Origin of the sequence: Neisseria zalophi (genome assembly GCF_008807015.1) — a bacterium.
GTDB lineage: Bacteria > Pseudomonadota > Gammaproteobacteria > Burkholderiales > Neisseriaceae > Neisseria > Neisseria zalophi.
On sequence record NZ_CP031700.1, the window covers coordinates 730,901 to 748,706 of the forward strand.

14 protein-coding genes, 1 tRNA gene and 2 pseudogenes are annotated in these 17,806 nt (G+C 43.0%); 13 read left to right on the forward strand and 4 right to left on the reverse strand.

The annotated features are described in order from the left end of the window. Nucleotides 1-156 precede the first annotated feature (156 nt). The 9 genes from metF to D0T92_RS03345 all read left to right on the forward strand — a co-directional run bounded on the left by metF (nucleotide 157) and on the right by D0T92_RS03345 (nucleotide 10,805). Nucleotides 157-996, forward strand: coding sequence for a methylenetetrahydrofolate reductase [NAD(P)H] (metF, locus tag D0T92_RS03305; protein WP_151050206.1), 840 nt, complete (start codon nucleotides 157-159; stop codon nucleotides 994-996). A gap of 332 nt (nucleotides 997-1,328) precedes the next feature. Next, a complete protein-coding gene (gene pheS, locus D0T92_RS03310; protein WP_151052954.1) occupies nucleotides 1,329-2,318 on the forward strand; it encodes a phenylalanine--tRNA ligase subunit alpha in 990 nt (329 codons plus the stop codon). 28 nt (nucleotides 2,319-2,346) lie between these two features. Continuing rightward, a complete protein-coding gene (locus D0T92_RS03315) occupies nucleotides 2,347-4,209 on the forward strand; it encodes an ATP-binding protein (RefSeq protein WP_151050208.1) in 1,863 nt (620 codons plus the stop codon). Between the two features lie 47 nt (nucleotides 4,210-4,256). Then, a complete protein-coding gene (gene pheT, locus D0T92_RS03320; RefSeq protein ID WP_151050210.1) occupies nucleotides 4,257-6,617 on the forward strand; it encodes a phenylalanine--tRNA ligase subunit beta in 2,361 nt (786 codons plus the stop codon). A gap of 75 nt (nucleotides 6,618-6,692) precedes the next feature. Further along, nucleotides 6,693-6,995, forward strand: coding sequence for an integration host factor subunit alpha (locus D0T92_RS03325; RefSeq protein WP_054598949.1), 303 nt, complete (start codon nucleotides 6,693-6,695; stop codon nucleotides 6,993-6,995). Continuing rightward, nucleotides 6,979-7,305 carry a hypothetical protein gene (locus tag D0T92_RS03330; protein ID WP_151050212.1) on the forward strand — a complete coding sequence of 109 codons (327 nt, stop codon included), beginning with the start codon at nucleotides 6,979-6,981 and terminating at the stop codon, nucleotides 7,303-7,305. The genes D0T92_RS03325 and D0T92_RS03330 overlap by 17 nt, the downstream gene beginning before the upstream one ends. A 35-nt stretch (nucleotides 7,306-7,340) precedes the next feature. Then, nucleotides 7,341-7,417 (forward strand) — tRNA-Pro (locus D0T92_RS03335). Nucleotides 7,418-7,632: 215 nt separating this feature from the next. After that, a complete protein-coding gene (prfA, locus tag D0T92_RS03340; protein ID WP_151052955.1) occupies nucleotides 7,633-8,709 on the forward strand; it encodes a peptide chain release factor 1 in 1,077 nt (358 codons plus the stop codon). A gap of 575 nt (nucleotides 8,710-9,284) precedes the next feature. Next, complete coding sequence (locus tag D0T92_RS03345) at nucleotides 9,285-10,805, forward strand: helicase HerA-like domain-containing protein (RefSeq protein ID WP_151050215.1); 1,521 nt, start codon at nucleotides 9,285-9,287, stop codon at nucleotides 10,803-10,805. A gap of 297 nt (nucleotides 10,806-11,102) precedes the next feature. Here D0T92_RS03345 and D0T92_RS03350 read toward each other — a convergent pair whose 3' ends face one another. From D0T92_RS03350 to D0T92_RS03360, 4 genes and pseudogenes are all read right to left on the reverse strand, one after another. Then, entirely contained in the window at nucleotides 11,103-11,558 is a 456-nt protein-coding gene (locus D0T92_RS03350; RefSeq protein ID WP_151050217.1) for a DUF494 domain-containing protein, read from the reverse strand. A gap of 15 nt (nucleotides 11,559-11,573) precedes the next feature. Next, nucleotides 11,574-11,726 (reverse strand): annotated as a pseudogene (locus tag D0T92_RS11825) (DprA-like winged helix domain-containing protein); the annotation flags it as partial. 108 nt (nucleotides 11,727-11,834) lie between these two features. Further along, nucleotides 11,835-12,707, reverse strand: a pseudogene (gene dprA / locus D0T92_RS03355) (DNA-processing protein DprA); the annotation flags it as partial. A gap of 384 nt (nucleotides 12,708-13,091) precedes the next feature. After that, a complete protein-coding gene (locus tag D0T92_RS03360; protein WP_151050221.1) occupies nucleotides 13,092-14,369 on the reverse strand; it encodes a LysM peptidoglycan-binding domain-containing protein in 1,278 nt (425 codons plus the stop codon). Between the two features lie 169 nt (nucleotides 14,370-14,538). Here D0T92_RS03360 and def point away from each other — a divergent pair, with 169 nt between their 5' ends. Genes def through D0T92_RS03380 form a run of 4 tightly spaced genes read left to right on the forward strand, consistent with a single transcriptional unit; the run spans nucleotide 14,539 to nucleotide 17,805 of the window. Beyond that, nucleotides 14,539-15,042: a peptide deformylase gene (gene def / locus D0T92_RS03365; protein WP_151050223.1), complete on the forward strand. Its 504-nt coding sequence runs from the start codon at nucleotides 14,539-14,541 to the stop codon at nucleotides 15,040-15,042. A gap of 24 nt (nucleotides 15,043-15,066) precedes the next feature. Further along, a complete protein-coding gene (gene fmt / locus D0T92_RS03370) occupies nucleotides 15,067-15,990 on the forward strand; it encodes a methionyl-tRNA formyltransferase (protein WP_151050225.1) in 924 nt (307 codons plus the stop codon). Beyond that, nucleotides 15,987-17,246 (forward strand): 16S rRNA (cytosine(967)-C(5))-methyltransferase RsmB, encoded by a 1,260-nt coding sequence (gene rsmB / locus D0T92_RS03375; RefSeq protein ID WP_151050227.1) that lies wholly within the window; start codon nucleotides 15,987-15,989, stop codon nucleotides 17,244-17,246. The genes fmt and rsmB overlap by 4 nt, the downstream gene beginning before the upstream one ends. Beyond that, complete coding sequence (locus tag D0T92_RS03380; protein WP_151050229.1) at nucleotides 17,212-17,805, forward strand: DUF4390 domain-containing protein; 594 nt, start codon at nucleotides 17,212-17,214, stop codon at nucleotides 17,803-17,805. Before rsmB ends, D0T92_RS03380 begins: the two co-directional genes overlap by 35 nt. Nucleotide 17,806 lies beyond the last annotated feature (1 nt).

The following is a 17,806-nucleotide window of genomic DNA, read 5'->3' on the forward strand; positions in this document are numbered from 1 at the left end:
TTGTTTACGTGCATAATTCCGTAATACCCCTCATTATTGAAAAACATATAGCCCTATCGGGTAGCCAATTGTTTTCATAAATAAAATAAGAGCCATTATCTATTTTTTTAAACATAAAGGCTTTCAGCACGGAACAATGATAAAAAAGGTGCCGCTATGACTTCGACACACAAACGACTCAGTTTTGAATTTTTCCCGACACGAACCCCCGAAGGCCGTGCCAAACAGGTGATCACCCGCAAACAGTTGAGTCAGTTTTCCCCTGAATTTTTTTCGTGTACGTCAGGCGCGGGCGGTTCGACCAAAGAAGGCACCATGCAGACGATTAAGGATATTTTATCCGAAGGCGTGGCAGCCGCGCCCCATCTGCCCTGTGTTGGTATGCATCCGCAAGAACTTATTGATTTATTAAACGAATATAAAGCACTTGGTGTGCGCCATATCGTTGCCTTGCGCGGCGATATCCCGTCGGGCATGGGCGGCGGTTTGAGCGGTTTGCGCTATGCCAACGAATTGGTTTCTTTAATTAAAGAAGAATTCAACGATGATTTTTATATCGAAGTGGCGGCCTATCCCGAGTATCACCCGCAGGCGCGCAGTGCAGAAGACGACTTGAATAATTTCGTCCGCAAAGCCAAAGCCGGTGCCGATTCGGCCATTACCCAATATTTTTACAATGCCGATTCTTATTTCCGTTTTGTAGACGATGTGCGCGGGCGTGGTGTCGATATTCCGATTATTCCGGGCATTATGCCGATTGCCAGCTTTTCCAAACTGGCACGCTTTTCCGACACCTGTGGCGCCGAAATTCCTCGTTGGTTGCGTTTGAAACTGCAATCTTATGCCGACGATACCGCATCTATTAAAGCCTTGGCATTGGATGTGGTAACCGAGATGTGCGAACGGCTTTTGCGCGAAGGTGCGCCCAGCTTGCATTTTTATACATTAAATCAGGCGGGGCTGGTGTCTACCATTTGCCAACGGCTTGGCTATTAAAACTTATTCAAACATCGTTCAAGATACTGGATAACGTTGAAATAAGGCCGTCTGAAAGCCTTTCAGACGGCCTTTGTATTGTGAGGATATGTTGGTTATATCCGCTTATGCTGATACCCGAACCTATATCGGTTTTTAGGATAAATCAGGCGGAAATGCGTTTTATTGTATTTAGCCCGCTGTTTATTCGGTACAATTTACGCTACAATAAACGGCTTTCAAGTTGGAACGGAAAGTCGGCAAAAGGCTGTCTGGGTCTGATTCAGACGGCCTTATTATTTGCAGCACGCCCGAACCTAACCCTACACCCCAATAAACGAATCAAATATATTATGGAAAATGTAAACCGTATCGTTGCGGAAGGTATTGCCGCTATCGAAGCAGCAGCCGATTTTCAAGCACTGGAGCTTGTTAAAGCCCGCTATATGGGCAAAAGCGGCGAACTCAACGCCCTGCTTAAACAGCTCGGCCAAATGCCGCCCGAAGAGCGCAAAACCGCCGGTGCCTATATTAACGAATCCAAAAACCGTTTTCAGACGGCCTATAACGAAAAGCGCGATGCGCTCAACGCCGCCAAACTGCAAGCCCGCCTTGCTGCTGAAGCATTGGATGTTACCTTGCCCGGACGCGGCCAGACTTCAGGCGGCCTGCATCCCGTTACCCTCACTTTGCAACGCGTAGTCGAACTCTTTCACGGCATGGGCTTTGAAGTGGCCGACGGCCCCGAAATCGAAGACGATTTCCACAACTTTCAAGCCCTCAATATTCCAAAAAACCATCCCGCGCGCGCCATGCAGGATACCTTTTATGTAGAAAACGGCGATGTTTTGCGTACCCACACCTCGCCGATTCAAATCCGCTATATGCTGGATAAAAAAAACCCGCCTATCCGCATTATCGCCCCCGGTCGAGTTTACCGCGTCGATTCCGATGCAACCCACTCGCCGATGTTCCACCAGGCCGAAGGTTTATGGGTGGAAGAGGGCGTAACCTTTGCCGATCTCAAAGCCGTGTTTACCGAATTTATCCGCAGCTTTTTCGAGCGCGACGATTTGCAGGTACGCTTCCGCCCCTCGTTTTTCCCGTTTACCGAGCCTTCCGCCGAAATCGACATTATGGGCGATAACGGCAAATGGCTGGAAGTCGGCGGCTGCGGCATGGTACACCCCAATGTGTTGACCAACGTGAATATCGACCCTGAAAAATACACCGGCTTCGCATTCGGTATCGGCCTAGACCGCTTCGCCATGTTGCACTACGGCGTGAATGACTTACGGCTGTTTTTTGATAACGATTTAGCGTTTTTGAAGCAGTTTGGGTGAATATAGCTTCATAAGAGAGATTTTAATTATGGATATTAATTTAAAAGTTGCTGCTCCACGCCTTTTTCCTCAGTCTCGTTTCGAAATGGTGTATTTCGAAGCGGTGGCGAATGCTTTAGATGCTCAAGCTACAGAAATTAATATCGAAATTGAAATGGAAAATAGCAATTTAGAAAAATTTATTATTAAAGATAATGGTATCGGATTAAATGAAGAGAATTATTGGAGATTCTCAGAATTGATGGAAGCTAAAGATAACGTTCACAAAGGACAAGGAAGGTTAGTTTATTTGTTATATTTTGATGATATAAAAATTACAAGTCAATTTTTAGAAGGAGATACATATCAACAACGTAGTTTCAATTTTAATGATAATTTTAAAAAAGAAAATCATCATTTAATCAAAAATATTAAAGAATATAAATCAGGTACAACATTATCTTTTAATGGAAAAAGAAAGAAAATGCGTACAAATAATTCTTTAGATGCAAATTATATAAGAGAACAAATTTTTGCTGAATTTTTACCTTGTTTTTTTGAAATGAAACAAGAGAATAAAAATTTTCAAATTAATATAAAAAGTAAACTTAATGAAGAACAAAGACAAACAAGTATTAATGTAAAAGATATTCCTGATTTCCAGAGTATAGAAATAGATGCTACAGATTTGCTTGAAGAGGACAGTAACAATGCTGGACAAAAGTCATTATTAGAACCTACAGCAAAGTTATATTATTTTTTAAAATCTCATGATATTAAAAGTAATATTTCTTCTGTAGTTACTTCTTTTGCGATTGATAATAGGGCTAAGAAAATTGATATTATTGATGTGCAAAATTATTTACCAAATGTTGAAGCAATTTTTTTCTTAGTCTCTAAACATTTTGAAGGGTGTGTAGACCCAACTAGGCAAGAGTTGACCCTTAAGCCTGAGCATCTTAAGAGGGTCAAAAATATTTTTAGAAATAAAGTAAAGGATATTCTTAAAAATAACTTCTCTGAATATCAAAATATCCTTCATGAAAGGCAAAGTTTCTTATGGAATAGATTTCCACATTTAATTGATTATATTGATTTAAGTGAAATTGGCTTTAAAGCTAATAGAGATATTGTACAAGATGCACAAAATCAATTTTTCAAAGAACAACGGGACATACTAGAAAAAGATAAACTAACTGAAAGTGATTATATAAAGGCTTTAGATTTGTCTGCAAAAAATTTATTAGAGTATATTTTATTCAGACAATTACAAATTAAAAAATTAAAAAGTATTGGGAAAGAAGACAGAGAAGAAACTATTCATAATATTATTAGCCCTATGAGAACAACATATTCATCGGGACATAATAATGATCTATTTAATAATAATGCTTGGATATTAGATGATAGATTTATGACTTATATTCAAGCAGCAAGTGATACTACCCTAAAAGATATTACGGAAAAGTTTGATGAAATTTTCTATCAATCTACAAAATCTAAAAGCCGACCAGATTATTTAATGTTTTTTTCTAATAAAATTACGCATAAATCGGATAAGGTTGATTTAGTTTGTTTTGAATTTAAAAGATTGGGTACTAAATTAGAGGAAAATACTAAGGCTATTACTGAGTTAACAAAATATATTAAACAGTTAAAAGATGTATGTGAAAAGATACAAAGAGTATGGCTATATGCATTAGTTAATTTCGATCAGAATTTAGAAGAGTCTTTAGAATCCCAAGATTTTAAAATGAAATTTTCTACCCAAGGTAAAATTTGGTACAGATATTATGAAAATATTGGTGCTGAGTTGGCTTTTTTAGATTTTGAGGCGGTTGTTAGTGATGCGGATAGTCGTAATAAAACATTTATGGAAATTTTAAAAAATGGTTTTTCATATAATGAATAACATAAGATGTCTTTATTAATAATTTCAAAATTTAGAAGAATACAATTATGCAATTTTCTTATTCTTGGCTAAAAACTCAAGCCAATCCTAATCTTTCTGCCGATGAGTTCGCCCATTTGCTGACTATGTCCGGCTTGGAAGTGGAAGAAGCCGATTCAGCGGCACCGGCGTTTTCCGGTGTGGTGGTGGCCGAAGTGAAATCGGTAGAAAAACACCCTGATGCCGACCGTTTGAATATTACCCAAGTGGATGCGGGTACCGGTGAGCTGATTCAGATTGTTTGCGGTGCGCCGAATGTGTGCGCGGGGATTAAAGTGCCGTGTGCTTTGCCGGGTGCGGTATTGCCGGGCAATTTTAAAATCAAGCCGACGAAAATGCGCGGGCAGGTTTCCAACGGTATGTTGTGTTCTGCCAAAGAGTTGGGTTTGCCTGAAGATGTAGACGGTTTGCTGGTGTTGCCCGAAGATGCGCCGGTCGGCCAAAATATCCGCGAATATCTGGATTTGGACGATAGGTTATTCACTTTGAAAATCACGCCGAACCGCACTGACTGCCTGAGCATTAAAGGCTTGGCACGCGAAGTGGCGGCGTTAACGCAATGTGATAATCAGCCCGTTACCATTCAGACGGCCTCTGTTGAAAGCAAGAAAACCCAACCGGTTCGCATTGATGCGCCCGAAGATTGCGGCCGTTTTTTAAGCCGTGTAATCGAAGGGGTGAATGCACAGGCACCTACACCTGCTTGGATAAAGCAGCGTTTGATTCGCAGCGGTGTGCGCAGTATTTCCGCATTGGTGGATATCGGCAATTATGTGATGCTTGAGCTCGGTCAGCCGATGCATATTTTCGATGCCGATAAATTGAGCGGCAGCCTGATCGTGCGCAGAGCGAAAGAAGGTGAAACGCTGGCGTGTTTGAATGATAAAACGGTAACTTTAGCCGATAATACTTTGGTGATTGCCGATGAGCGGCAGGCTTTGAGTATGGCCGGCTTGATGGGCGGCGAATACAGCGCAGTAACGGACGATACCCAAAATATTGTGCTCGAATCGGCTTGGTTTGCGCCGGCGGCGATTGCCGGAAAATCGCGCCAATATGGTTTCGGTTCGGATTCTTCGTTCCGTTTCGAGCGCGGCGTAGATTTTGAATTGCAACGTGATGCGATTGAGCGTGTGAGCGAGTTGGTATTGTCCGTTTGCGGCGGGCAGGCCGGTGAGATTGTGGAAGCCGTCGGCAATCTGCCCGAGCGTAATAAAGTATCGGTGCGTACGCAGCGTGTTGAAAAATTATTGGGCGTGGCCATTGATGAGGCGCGTATCCAAACCATTTTAGCCGCACTCGGATTGCAGCCGCAAAAGATTTCAGAAGGCCTGCAAGTCACTTCGCCGAGCTTCCGTTTTGATATTGAAATCGAAGCGGATTTGATTGAAGAAATCGCCCGTGTGTACGGCTATGAAAATATTCCTGATGATTATACCGATGGCTGCCTGTCTATGATGGCGCTGCCGGAAAACCGCCGTTCCCGCTTTGCGGTGTATAACCACATGGCGGCGCGCGGTTATCAGGAAGTGGTGAGTTATGCGTTTGTGAATGAGCAATGGGAACATGACTTCGCCAATAATGACAACCCTATCCGTTTGCAAAATCCGTTGGCGGCACAATACAGCGTGATGCGTTCTACCTTAATCGGCGGTTTGGTGGAAATTTTGCAAAACAATCTCAACCGTAAACAAAACCGCGTGCGTTTATTTGAAATTGCCCGTGTGTTCAATAAGGATTCAGACGGCCGTTTTATTCAAAAAGAGCGTTTGGGCGGTTTGGTTTATGGCTCTGCCTTGCCGGAACAATGGGGCGAAAAAACACGTGCCGCTGATTTCTATGATGTGAAAGGCGATTTGGAAGATATTTTAGCGGGTCGTGAGGTATCGTTTATAAAAGCCGAGCATCCGGCACTACACCCCGGCCGTACTGCCGAAATGGTTTCTGATGGCCGTGTTATCGGTTTTATCGGTGAGTTGCATCCGCAATGGCTGCAAAAATATGATTTGCCGCAAGCGGCTTTGGTGTTTGAAGTCGATATGGATGCGGTGTCGGCTCGTGAAAAAACGGTTTATTCCCCAGTTTCCAAATTCCAACCGGTGCGCCGTGATTTGGCATTCGTGATGCCCGAGCAGACTACGCACGATGAACTGATTCATGCGCTGAAAACAGTGAATAGCGCCTTATTGCGCGACATCTCTATATTCGACGTTTACCGCGGAACCGGTTTGCCCGAAGGCATGAAGAGCATGGCGGTGAAAGTGACTTTGCAAGATATGGAAGCCACATTGACTGATGAGGCTGTCGAGCAAGTGGTGGAAAAACTGGTGAAAGCCGCTGAAAGTGCGGGCGCGCAACTGCGACAATAAAAAATATGATATTCTCTTGAATTCTAATAAAAAATTAGTGATAATCCACATCTGTTAAAAAATGAAGGTAATAACATGACATTAACGAAAGCAGAACTGGCGGATATTTTGGTTGAAAAAGTAAGCAGTGTCACCAAAAATGATGCCAAAGAAATCGTCGAACTCTTTTTTGAAGAAATCCGTGCTACTTTGGCGCGCGGTGAAGAAATTAAAATTTCCGGTTTTGGCAACTTCCAATTGCGCGATAAACCGCAACGCCCCGGACGCAATCCGAAAACCGGAGAAGAAGTACCCATTACCGCACGTCGGGTAGTGACTTTCCATGCAAGCCAAAAGCTTAAAGGCATGGTGGAGCATTACTATGACAAACAACGCTAATATTGCTTTAACGGTTCCTGCTAAACGCTATTTTACGCTGCATGAAATGTGTGAATTGCTTCAAATCAGTCCTGCACAGTTTGCACAATGGCAACATGAAAACGGCGTGGTTGTCGGCTATGGCGGAAATCACTATAGCCGTTCGGATGTTGTGAAACTGTTAAAGCTGAAAGACACTTTCGCGCCATTCGTTGATCCGTTCAATCACAATGCTTTAGATGCGTCCGGCCAACCCGCTATTCAGGCTGAAGAAATGCGGGCCGAATTAGAGAAAATGTTGGGCGGCATCGAAAAAGTGCTTGCCAGTTGAATGATGTGATTCTATAATCGCGTTCTCTTTCGTGTCGGAGTGTGGCGCAGTCTGGTAGCGCACTTGCATGGGGTGCAAGGGGTCGAAGGTTCGAATCCTTTCACTCCGACCAACAATATTGAAAAGTCAGCTACACATTAGCTGGCTTTTTTTCTTTGTGAAATGAATGTTTTCCCCTTAGCTTGGGAAAGCAGTTAACCATAATCTTCTGATATCGGGCGTTTATCACAGCGGCTATGTTGGAATTGATTAAGCGTATTGTTTCATATCAGCTTTTTATGCCGTCTGAAAGTATTATTCAGACGGCCTCAAGATGGAAAAATAATGATGAAACCGTCTATTTTAGAAAAACTGCAACAATTGGCAGAACGTTTGGAAGAGGTAACCCATCTGCTCGGGCAGCCGGAAGCGACCGAAGATATGGATAATTACCGCAAACTCACCCGCGAGCATGCGGAGATTACACCGGTGGCGGAAGCGTTCCAGCAATATCAACTGGCGCAAAGCGATTTATCCGATGCACAGGAAATGCTTGCCGATCCTGAAATGAAAGAATTTGCGGCGGAAGAAATAGAGGCCGCCGAAGCGCGTATCGAAACGTTGGAAACAGAATTGCAAAAATTATTGCTGCCTAAAGATGCCGACGACGATAAAAATATTTTTATCGAGGTGCGTGCGGGCACGGGGGGCGATGAAGCAGCTTTGTTTGCCGGCGATTTATTGCGTATGTATAGCCGCTATGCCGAGCGTAATAACTGGCAGGTTGAAGTGATTTCGTCTAATGAAAGCGATTTGGGCGGGTTTAAAGAAGTAATTGTGCGCATTGTCGGCTTGGGTGCATATAGCAAGCTGAAATTCGAATCGGGTGGTCATCGCGTTCAAAGAGTGCCGGCTACGGAAAGTCAGGGCCGTATCCATACTTCGGCTTGTACGGTTGCGGTAATGCCGGAAGCGGACGAATTGGAAGAAATTCAGTTGAATCCGGCCGACTTGCGTATTGATACGTTTCGCGCATCGGGCGCAGGTGGTCAGCATATTAACAAAACCGATTCTGCTGTGAGGATTACTCACTTGCCGACAGGGATGGTGGTCGAATGCCAAGACGGGCGTTCGCAACACAGTAATAAAGCGCAGGCAATGAAAGTATTGGCGGCAAGGCTGAATGATGCGCAAAAACGTGAAGCACAGGCTAAAGAGGCGGCCGAACGTAAAAGTTTAATCGGTAGCGGCGACCGTAGCGAACGTATCCGAACTTATAATTATCCTCAAGGCCGTGTCACCGATCACCGCATTAATTTAACCTTGCACAAATTAGATTTTATTATGGATGGTGATTTGGATGAGTTAACCTCGGCATTGATAGCCGAACATCAGGCAGAATTGTTGGCGAAGATGGGGGAGTAAGTCTATTATCGAATCGGATTAAATTATTTTGTAATAGATTTTATATGGAAAGGCCGTCTGAAATATTTTAGACGGCCTTTCCATTTTATGATATTGATATATCTGAAGTATTTTTATACTGATGAAATTTTAAGAATTGCCGGGTATTGATATTTTATAAAGGTGTGTTTCTTATCTTTAATTTACATTTTTCGCACAATTATCCTTTTAATTATCTTTTTTTAACAATATTTGTGTTTTTGAAAAGAAAATACTTGTTGTTATTGTATATATTTGTTAATATTCGTTTCGTAACAAAGGCAGGCAGTTTCAGCCGGTTTACATTCCTTTTCATCGATTTTTTTATAGTGCCGCCGGATGCGTATTCAGGCGGCCTTTTTTTATAATTAAAAAATCTATTTGTCATATATTGTTTATTTGCAATAAGTGATAAGTTAAGAATGCTGTAAGGACGGTTGCTTTTCCTATCTAGCGAGTTTCAGACGGTCTACATGATTTGTGTACGGATGGTTTGCTCCATATTTCATTTCATAAGACAATAACGGCAAATCCATCTTTAATATAAAGGAAAATTTATGACCACCTTCCCAATCGCCCGTGTCGGTGAGAAAACGCTTGAGATTCAAGGAAAGATGGCCAATCGGCACGGATTGGTTGCGGGTGCGACCGGTACGGGTAAAACCGTTACCTTACGCCGTATGGCCGAGGCTTTTAGTCAGGAGGGTATACCGGTATTTCTGGCCGATGTGAAAGGTGATTTATCCGGTATGGTTGGTGCGGGCAGCGATACTGGTAAAGTTGGCGAGCGTATGGCTGATTTTGGGTTGGGTAGCGATTGGCTACAAGGTTTTCCGGTACGTTTTTGGGATGTTTTCGGTGAAACCGGCATTCCTATACGGGTAACCATATCTGAAATGGGGCCGATGTTGTTGGCTCGACTGATGAATTTGAATGATACCCAAGAAGGCTTACTTAATCTAGTTTTCCGTGTTGCAGATGATCATGGCTGGCACCTGATTGATTTAAAAGATTTACGCGGATTGCTCAAGCATGTTGCCGATAATGCTGCAGAATATCGGAGTCAGTATGGTAATGTTTCCTCTGCCAGCGTCGGGGCAGTACAACGGCAATTGTTAACGCTGGAAAACCAGGGTGCGGAAAAATTGTTTGGCGAACCTGAATTAAATTTAGAAGATTGGATGCAGACGGAAGACGGTAAAGGCATCATTAATATTTTGAATGCTGAAAAATTGATGCGTTCGCCAAGAATGTATAGCGCATTTTTATTGTGGATGTTGGCAGAGTTGTTTGAAAACTTACCGGAAGTAGGTGACTTAGAGAAGCCGAAATTCGTGATGTTTTTCGATGAAGCGCATTTATTATTCGATAATGCGCCGCCTGTGTTGGTGGAGCAAATCGAGCAAGTGGTTCGGCTGATACGTTCTAAAGGCGTGGGTGTGTATTTTGTTACCCAAAATCCTTTGGACTTGCCGGATACGATTTTGGGGCAGCTAGGCAACCGCGTCCAACATGCCTTGCGTGCATTTACACCTCGTGATCAAAAGGCGGTAAAGGCAGCTGCGGAAACGTTTCGTAGCAATCCGGATATTCAAGTTGCGGAAGTGATTGCAGAGTTGGGCATAGGCGAAGCATTGGTTTCTTTCTTGGATGAAAAAGGTATGCCCGAACCGGTAGAGCGTGCATTGATACTGCCGCCCCAATCGGCATTAACACCGTTAACGGCATCTGATCGTAACAGCCGTTTTCAAAACGATATGCTGTTTAGCCATTATAAAGACAGCATAGATAATTATTCGGCTTATGAGGCGCTGGCCGAATTGGAACAAAAAGCGGCAGAACAACAAGCTGAAGTTGCTGAGAAAAAAACGGCTAAACCCGCTAAGCAAAAAGATAATTCATCACAAGATGCCGGTATAATTAGTGGTTTTTTGGGCGGGTTATTCGGTAGCCGTAAGAAGTCTCGTCAGGGTGCCGCTTATAATTTGGCCGATAGTGTTGGTGATCAGATTAATAAGCAGGTTACCCGTACGATTTCAAGAAGTGTGATGGGTGTGATTAAAAATATGCTGAAATAAAAACGGAGTCATTTTCTTATATGATTAAAGCCGTCTGAACGATTCAGACGGCTTTTTTGGTAGTGATTGCAATGATGATGAATAAAGCTAAGTAATGATTTTCTATGTTTGGTTTATATGAAAATTATACAACATAGAATAATCTTATTGCATATTACAACCTATCGGGAGTGGTAAGCTTATTAAATCAGGCAGGCAATCCGTTATTTGTCAGGTATGAACAAAGCGGCTTTTTAAGAATATGGATACTATTCTATTAAAGTTAAAGTGCCAAGCAAATAAGCGTACCATTACAAGTTAATGCATGACGGCCTTGCCATGTAGAGCCATCATGAGTTCGGCGCCGATAAGTGCCGGCAGCTCCGATTTGTGTGCCCATAAAACCAAAAGTGTTAAGACTTTTGCCATGTCGACGGTAATTTCTTCTGGAGGCAGATGTTGTAGAGCATGAACAACAAATTCACGTTGCTCACCGTTAATGGCTTCAGCATCATCCAATAAATATAATAAGCTGATAACATCCTGTGGCAGACTTTTTAGCTCTTCTTCACAATATACGCGAATGGCGTCTCGATGATATTGAGTCTCAGAAACTTCTGGGCAGTTCGCCAATACTTCAAGCAACATTAAAGCTTGATTAATTTCAATATCATTGAACCCTATATCTTCTAAAATCTGCCCTAGATCAGAAGGAGGCGGGCAGGCATCTAAGTCGTAAAAGTGTTTGATTAAAAATGCAATGACATCAGCCATGATATTTCCTTGTTGTTATTTGATTCTCTGATAACGTCCACCGGGCAGAGAGGCAACGATATTGTCGAGTTCAAGCTCGAGCAGTTGTGCATATATATCTGCTGTGGGCATATTGAGTGTCTGTGCCAAATTATCGGGATGAGTAGGGCCATAGCCTAAAGCTGTTAAAATCGGATTTTCAGACGGCTTGGTTTCCGTCATATTATCAGGTGCCTGCTTCGGAACCGGTTTATTTTGCCGAACAATGTGTTTGACGGGAGCAGGTTTTGAAAGTGAAGGGCACTCAGATAAAATATCATCCAAGCACTCTACCAATTTGGCACCTTCTTTAATCAATTTATGACAGCCTTTACTATGAGGGTTGTCGATGGAACCGGGAACGGCCATGACTTCCCGCCCCATTTCTCCGGCCAGTCTGGCTGTAATCAACGAACCTGATTCAGGTGCGGCCTCAACAACCAGTACGGCTTTCGATAATGCAGCAATAAGGCGGTTACGGCGGGGAAAATTACCGGCTAAAGGGCGGGTGCCCAATGGAAATTCACTGATAATTAACCCTTTTTCGGCAATTTGGTAGGCAAGATCTCGATTAGACTGCGGATAAATGCGGTCTATGCCTGTGCCCCATACGGCGATGGTGCCGCCATTTTCTGACAATGCACCTTGATGTGCTGCCGTATCAATGCCTGAAGCCATACCGGACACTACGGGAATATCATGCTTGCTTATGGCTTTGCCAAAGTCATGGGCAATCCGCAATGCTTGTGGTGTGGCATGACGGCTACCGACAATGGCAATAGCAGGCTGTTGCAGTAATTCGACACAGCCGCGTAAAAACAATAATGGCGGCGGTGTGATTCCTTCTGTCAGCATGGTAGGGAAATCATTGTCACACAACAACATCAACCGGCATTGTTTTTGCTTTTCCCAAGTAAAAGCGGCTTCAGCTGCTGCAATGGCCTGACCATTTTTCCCTTTCCATGCTTCAACGGCCTGCTTATGACGAACGAGTTTGCTGACTGCTTCTGCAGGTGCGGCCAGGGCAGCTTGTGCGGAACCATAATGTTGGATGAGGGCTAAAAAGCTTTCCGGTCCGATATATGGTGTTAATGCGAGTTGTGCCCAGGCAAACCGTTCTGAATGAATCATGGCAAGCCCCGTAATGTGTTTATTTATTTTTAGTAAAGTAAGTTATATTTTTTATGTTTTGTATTTTATCTTTTTTGTAATTATTTGTTAATAATTTGATGTGTAAATTAACAAATAATTTTATTAGATACTCGGTAATAAATGACCGAAAAGGGGCGTGTGTCTTGAAAGATAAGGCAGCAAAGGAAAGTAAATAAATAAAGTTAATAAATAATATATTTTCTTTCAATAAGTTAATTTCATATATGCTAAGTTGTTTTGATAATTTATAGTCAAATAATAGTCTGTAAGCTTTATGGTGTATCAAGTGTATATTGTCTCTAAAATACCAATAAAAAACACACGGCCTGATTAATGCCGTGTGTTTTTGTATATAACGATTAATTAAGGGTTGATATTACTTTTAATGTTATATTCATTATGCTCAGTATCATGAGATTCCTGTGGTGTATTAACTACATGGCGCATATCATTTGCCATATTATCTAAATCTTGACCTGGCTCTGATGCTGTATCGCCAATGTTGATGTTAGTCAGGCTTTCTAAAATAATGGCAGAGGCTAGATTTTTACCGGTACGGTAAACCATTGCCAATCCGGCTTCTTCAGCAGGAATGGAAACATATTTCACTACACTGCTATTGCCTCGTACCCCATTTTCCAGATCTACTCTAACTTGACGATCACGTTTATAAAGGCTTAATACTGTGCCTTTATCTAGACCATCAGCTTCACCTTTGTTAAGGGTGATTGTTTGGAATTGCCCTGCTTCACTGATACCATCGAAAATAGAAACGACAGTTGCATTAATATGACGGCTTGGCGCATGAGGCATGATTTGAAAACTATCTCGCTCATCGGTCATTTTTAATAAAAAGTCGCCTTTACGTACTTCAGATATAGCCTCTTCAACAACCATCGGTTGGGCGGTTTCGGTCGGTACTTTTAATAGAGGATGTAGGCGGGTATAGTATTGGTTTTCCTTCAAATATTTGGCATCTTCTTCACTACGAGCATCTAGCGCACTGTTGGTATAAGGTAAGGTGCTGACAATGCCGCTGAATACGACTTCTTGCCCAAGGTATTTATGAGTTTGCGGATCTAAAATATCTTTACGGGCACGGTAAACCAAATAGCGACCGGGTTCAGTAATACCGTAAGCGTAAACACGATCCCCTTTGCTATATAAAATGCTATTGTCCGGTCCGTCGATCAGACGCGGCGCATCTTGGGTTTGCATTTGTGGGATAACTTGAGGGTGTTGCATAAACATACGATAGAAGTCGACATTGACGGTTTGAATGCCGTAGCCGGAAGACACTTCGCGTACACGAGGTGCCAGTTTGATTACGGGAATGCCATCTGCATTAGATGTTTGGTTTTCAAACTCTAATCTTGGCTGTCCGTTAATATAGCGTAAAACCAACACTTGGCCCGGATAAATCATATGCGGATTGCGAATAGTTTGGCGATTGGCACCCCATAAGCGGTTCCATTGCCAAGGACTATATAAAAACTTGCCTGATATACCCCATAAAGTATCCCCTTGTTTAACAACATAACGCTGAGGCGCATTTGGGCGGAGTTTTAGCCCAGCTGCTACAGATTGGCCTGAAATAGCCAAACCCAAGGCGCAAAGCAAGGTTATAATACGTTTGTGCATGACTGCTCCCCTTGAAATTGAATCGGTTATCTTTAAATTAAAAGAGACAGATTAATTTAAATAATGAGTTTAATGACTCTCTATACTAAATTTAGGTTAATATTTTACCACCGAATATTGCTAATATCATAGCGCTATACACACATATTTTTACATTTGAGATTAAATTATGGCATTACTTAACATTCTTCAATACCCTGACGAACGGTTGCATACCGTCGCCAAACCGGTAGCTGAAATTGACGACCGTATTAAAACGCTGACAAAAGATATGTTGGAAACAATGTATGAAGCCCGTGGTATCGGGTTGGCAGCGACACAGGTAAACGTGCACGAGCGGGTTGTAGTGATGGATTTATCGGAAGAACAAAACGAGCCACGGGTATTTATTAATCCGATTATTACGCATAAAAATGGTGAAACCACCTACGAAGAGGGGTGTTTATCGGTGCCGGGTATTTATGACACGGTTACTCGTGCCGAACAGGTAACGGTTGAGGCATTTAATGAAGAAGGTGAAAAGTTTACTTTAGAAGCCGACGGATTGCTGGCCATTTGTATTCAGCATGAATTAGATCATCTTGCGGGTAAAGTCTTTGTCGAATATCTGTCTAATTTGAAGCAGAACCGTATTAAAACCAAGCTAAAAAAACGTGCTAAGCATAATTTATAAATTTTCAGACGGCCTATTCCAAACATGAAAGTTATTTTTGCAGGTACCCCTGATTTTTCTGCTGCCGCTTTAAAAGCGATTGCTGCAGCGGGTTTTGAGATCCCTTTGGTGTTGACGCAACCGGATCGTCCGAAAGGGCGGGGAATGAAACTCCAGCCATCTGCTGTTAAGCAAGCAGCTATTGAGCTTGGGTTAACCGTTGCACAACCAGTGAGCCTGAAAAATGAAGATGCTCAGGAATTGTTACGTCAACAGGAAGCTGATGTGATGGTAGTTGCCGCATACGGATTGATTTTGCCAAAAAGTGTTTTGACTATCCCAAAGCACGGCTGCCTGAATATTCATGCTTCGCTATTGCCACGCTGGCGTGGTGCGGCTCCGATACAACGAGCGGTTGAAGCCGGTGATGCCGAAACGGGTATTTGCATTATGCAGATGGATGAAGGGCTGGATACCGGGGATGTGGTGAGCGAGCACCGTTATGCGATTAAACAGCATGACACAGCAGGTGATGTACATAATGCTTTAATGTTATTGGGTGCACAGGCGATTGTTGCTGATTTGCAACGTTTAGAGCAAGAAGGCCGTCTGAAAAGCATGCCTCAACCTGAAAACGGTGTAACGTATGCCCATAAATTAGCTAAAGAAGAAGCTAAAATCAATTGGCATGAATCTGCCGAAGTAGTAGAGCGTAAAATTCGTGCTTTTAATCCGGTACCCGCCGCTTGGACGGAATATCAGGGCAAACCTTTAAAAATATGGCAGGCCGAAGTGGTAGATTATAGCGATGTTGCCGGCGAAGTTTTGTATTGTGGTTCAGACGGCCTGATTGTGGCTTGTGGAGAGCAGGCACTAAAAATTACCGAACTCCAACCCGCAGGAAGCAAGCGTATGTCGATTGCTGCGTTTGCAGCAGGTAAACGTATTGAAGTAGGGGAACAGTTATGAGTATGGCGCTGGTTCAAAAACTGGCGGCAGAAAGTGTGGCGGCAGTCCGTTCGGGACAAAATTTGCAAGATGTATTGGCGGCTATCCGACAGCGTTATCCTGATTTAAGCCCGCAAGAAAATGGTGCTCTACAGGACATTGCCTATGGTACTCAGCGATATCGTGGTAGTTTGCACTTTATGCTGAGTAAAATGCTGAAAAAGCCGGCTACAGATTTGAAGTTGGAAAGTTTGTTGCTGGTAGCGTTGTATCAGCTGGCTTATACACGAAATGCCCCTCATGCGGTCGTCAATGAGGCAGTGGAGGGTATTGCTGCTATTGGTAAGGGTCAATACCGATCTTTTGCTAATGCGGTTTTACGTCGGTTCTTGAGAGAGCAGGAGCAGCTTACTGCCCTATGTAAGAAAAATGATGTAGCCAAATATAATTTGCCAGAATGGTGGATTCATTATTTGCAAAACCACTATCCTAAGCATTGGCATAATATGGTTGCGGTTTCGCAACAATTACCACCAATGACTTTACGTGTTAACCGTCGCCGGCTTAATGCCGAACAATATATAGAGTTGCTTCAGCAGGCCAATATTAATGGTAAGGCTTTAGATGACTATGCGGTCATACTGTCGGAGGCAGTGCCGGTTCATCGGTTGCCCGGTTTCTCGGAAGGCTTAGTGTCTGTTCAAGATTTTGGTGCGCAACAGGCGGCTTATCTATTAAAACCTAAAAATGGCGAACGGATTTTAGATGCATGTGCTGCACCCGGTGGTAAAACGGGGCATATTTTAGAATATGCTGATTGTGAAGTGACCGCATTGGATATTGATAAAGGCCGTCTGAAACGGGTGACTGATAATTTGCAACGCTTAGGGCTTCAGGCGGCTGCCTTGCAATGTGCCGATGCAAAAGATATAAAAGCTTGGTATGACGGCCAAGCATTTGATGCTATATTAGCTGATGTACCTTGTACTGCTTCCGGTGTGGTTCGGCGTAATCCTGATATTAAATGGTTGCGTAGGCCGGGAGATGCTGTAAAAACTGCCCGTCAGCAAGAAGCACTTCTCGACATACTCTGGCAGACCTTGACAAAAAATGGCAGGATGCTTTTAGCGACCTGTTCAATATTTGTTGAAGAAAATGAGCAGCAACTACAAAAATTTTTAAACCGCCATGCCGATGCCGTTTGTTCGGAATCGCATGTCCTTCTTCCGAATAAACAGCAAGATGGCTTTTATTATGCGCTTATTCAAAAACAGTAGGCTTCTGTTTTTGCTTATCTTATCGGTGTGGTCTTTTCATACATCAGCCGAGGGTATAAGTGCAACCCGATTTCGGGCTGTATTGACTGACTCTGGGCAAATGTCAGTTAGCAGCCGCTTTCAAACTACCTTGCCAAACCAGTTAAAACAGGTTTTAAATCAAGGTGTACCACTGAATTTTACTTTAAGTTACCAGCTTTCTGCGCCCACTGTAGCGGCATATCGGTTTAAATTTGGACAACTTGTAAGCGGTGATACCACGATCCATTATAAGCTTTCTTATCATCCATTAACCAATCGCTATCGTGTAACCGTAGGCACTTTTTCTACAGAATACAACAGCTTGGAAACAGCACTACGTGCAATTGGTGCAGTAGCAAATTGGCGGGTGCTGGGCAGTGGGGCTCTTGATGGTATTTCGGCTAAAGAGGCTAAAGCAGAAATCCGCTTGGTTCTCAGCACTTCTCAGTTACCTAAACCGTTCCAAATCAATGCACTTAATTCTAAAAACTGGCAGCTTGACTCAGGGTGGCAATCTTTGAGTATTTCACAGGAATAAG

Excerpts from the sequence above, each read along its gene's own strand:
- metF (WP_151050206.1), top strand. The coding sequence starts at position 157 with ATGACTTCGACACACAAACGACTCAGTTTTGAATTTTTCCCGACACGA.
- pheS (WP_151052954.1), top strand. The coding sequence starts at position 1,329 with ATGGAAAATGTAAACCGTATCGTTGCGGAAGGTATTGCCGCTATCGAA.
- D0T92_RS03315 (WP_151050208.1), top strand. The coding sequence starts at position 2,347 with ATGGATATTAATTTAAAAGTTGCTGCTCCACGCCTTTTTCCTCAGTCT.
- pheT (WP_151050210.1), top strand. The coding sequence starts at position 4,257 with ATGCAATTTTCTTATTCTTGGCTAAAAACTCAAGCCAATCCTAATCTT.
- D0T92_RS03325 (WP_054598949.1), top strand. The coding sequence starts at position 6,693 with ATGACATTAACGAAAGCAGAACTGGCGGATATTTTGGTTGAAAAAGTA.
- D0T92_RS03330 (WP_151050212.1), top strand. The coding sequence starts at position 6,979 with ATGACAAACAACGCTAATATTGCTTTAACGGTTCCTGCTAAACGCTAT.
- prfA (WP_151052955.1), top strand. The coding sequence starts at position 7,633 with ATGAAACCGTCTATTTTAGAAAAACTGCAACAATTGGCAGAACGTTTG.
- D0T92_RS03345 (WP_151050215.1), top strand. The coding sequence starts at position 9,285 with ATGACCACCTTCCCAATCGCCCGTGTCGGTGAGAAAACGCTTGAGATT.
- D0T92_RS03350 (WP_151050217.1), bottom strand. The coding sequence starts at position 11,558 with ATGGCTGATGTCATTGCATTTTTAATCAAACACTTTTACGACTTAGAT.
- D0T92_RS03360 (WP_151050221.1), bottom strand. The coding sequence starts at position 14,369 with ATGCACAAACGTATTATAACCTTGCTTTGCGCCTTGGGTTTGGCTATT.
- def (WP_151050223.1), top strand. The coding sequence starts at position 14,539 with ATGGCATTACTTAACATTCTTCAATACCCTGACGAACGGTTGCATACC.
- fmt (WP_151050225.1), top strand. The coding sequence starts at position 15,067 with ATGAAAGTTATTTTTGCAGGTACCCCTGATTTTTCTGCTGCCGCTTTA.
- rsmB (WP_151050227.1), top strand. The coding sequence starts at position 15,987 with ATGAGTATGGCGCTGGTTCAAAAACTGGCGGCAGAAAGTGTGGCGGCA.
- D0T92_RS03380 (WP_151050229.1), top strand. The coding sequence starts at position 17,212 with ATGGCTTTTATTATGCGCTTATTCAAAAACAGTAGGCTTCTGTTTTTG.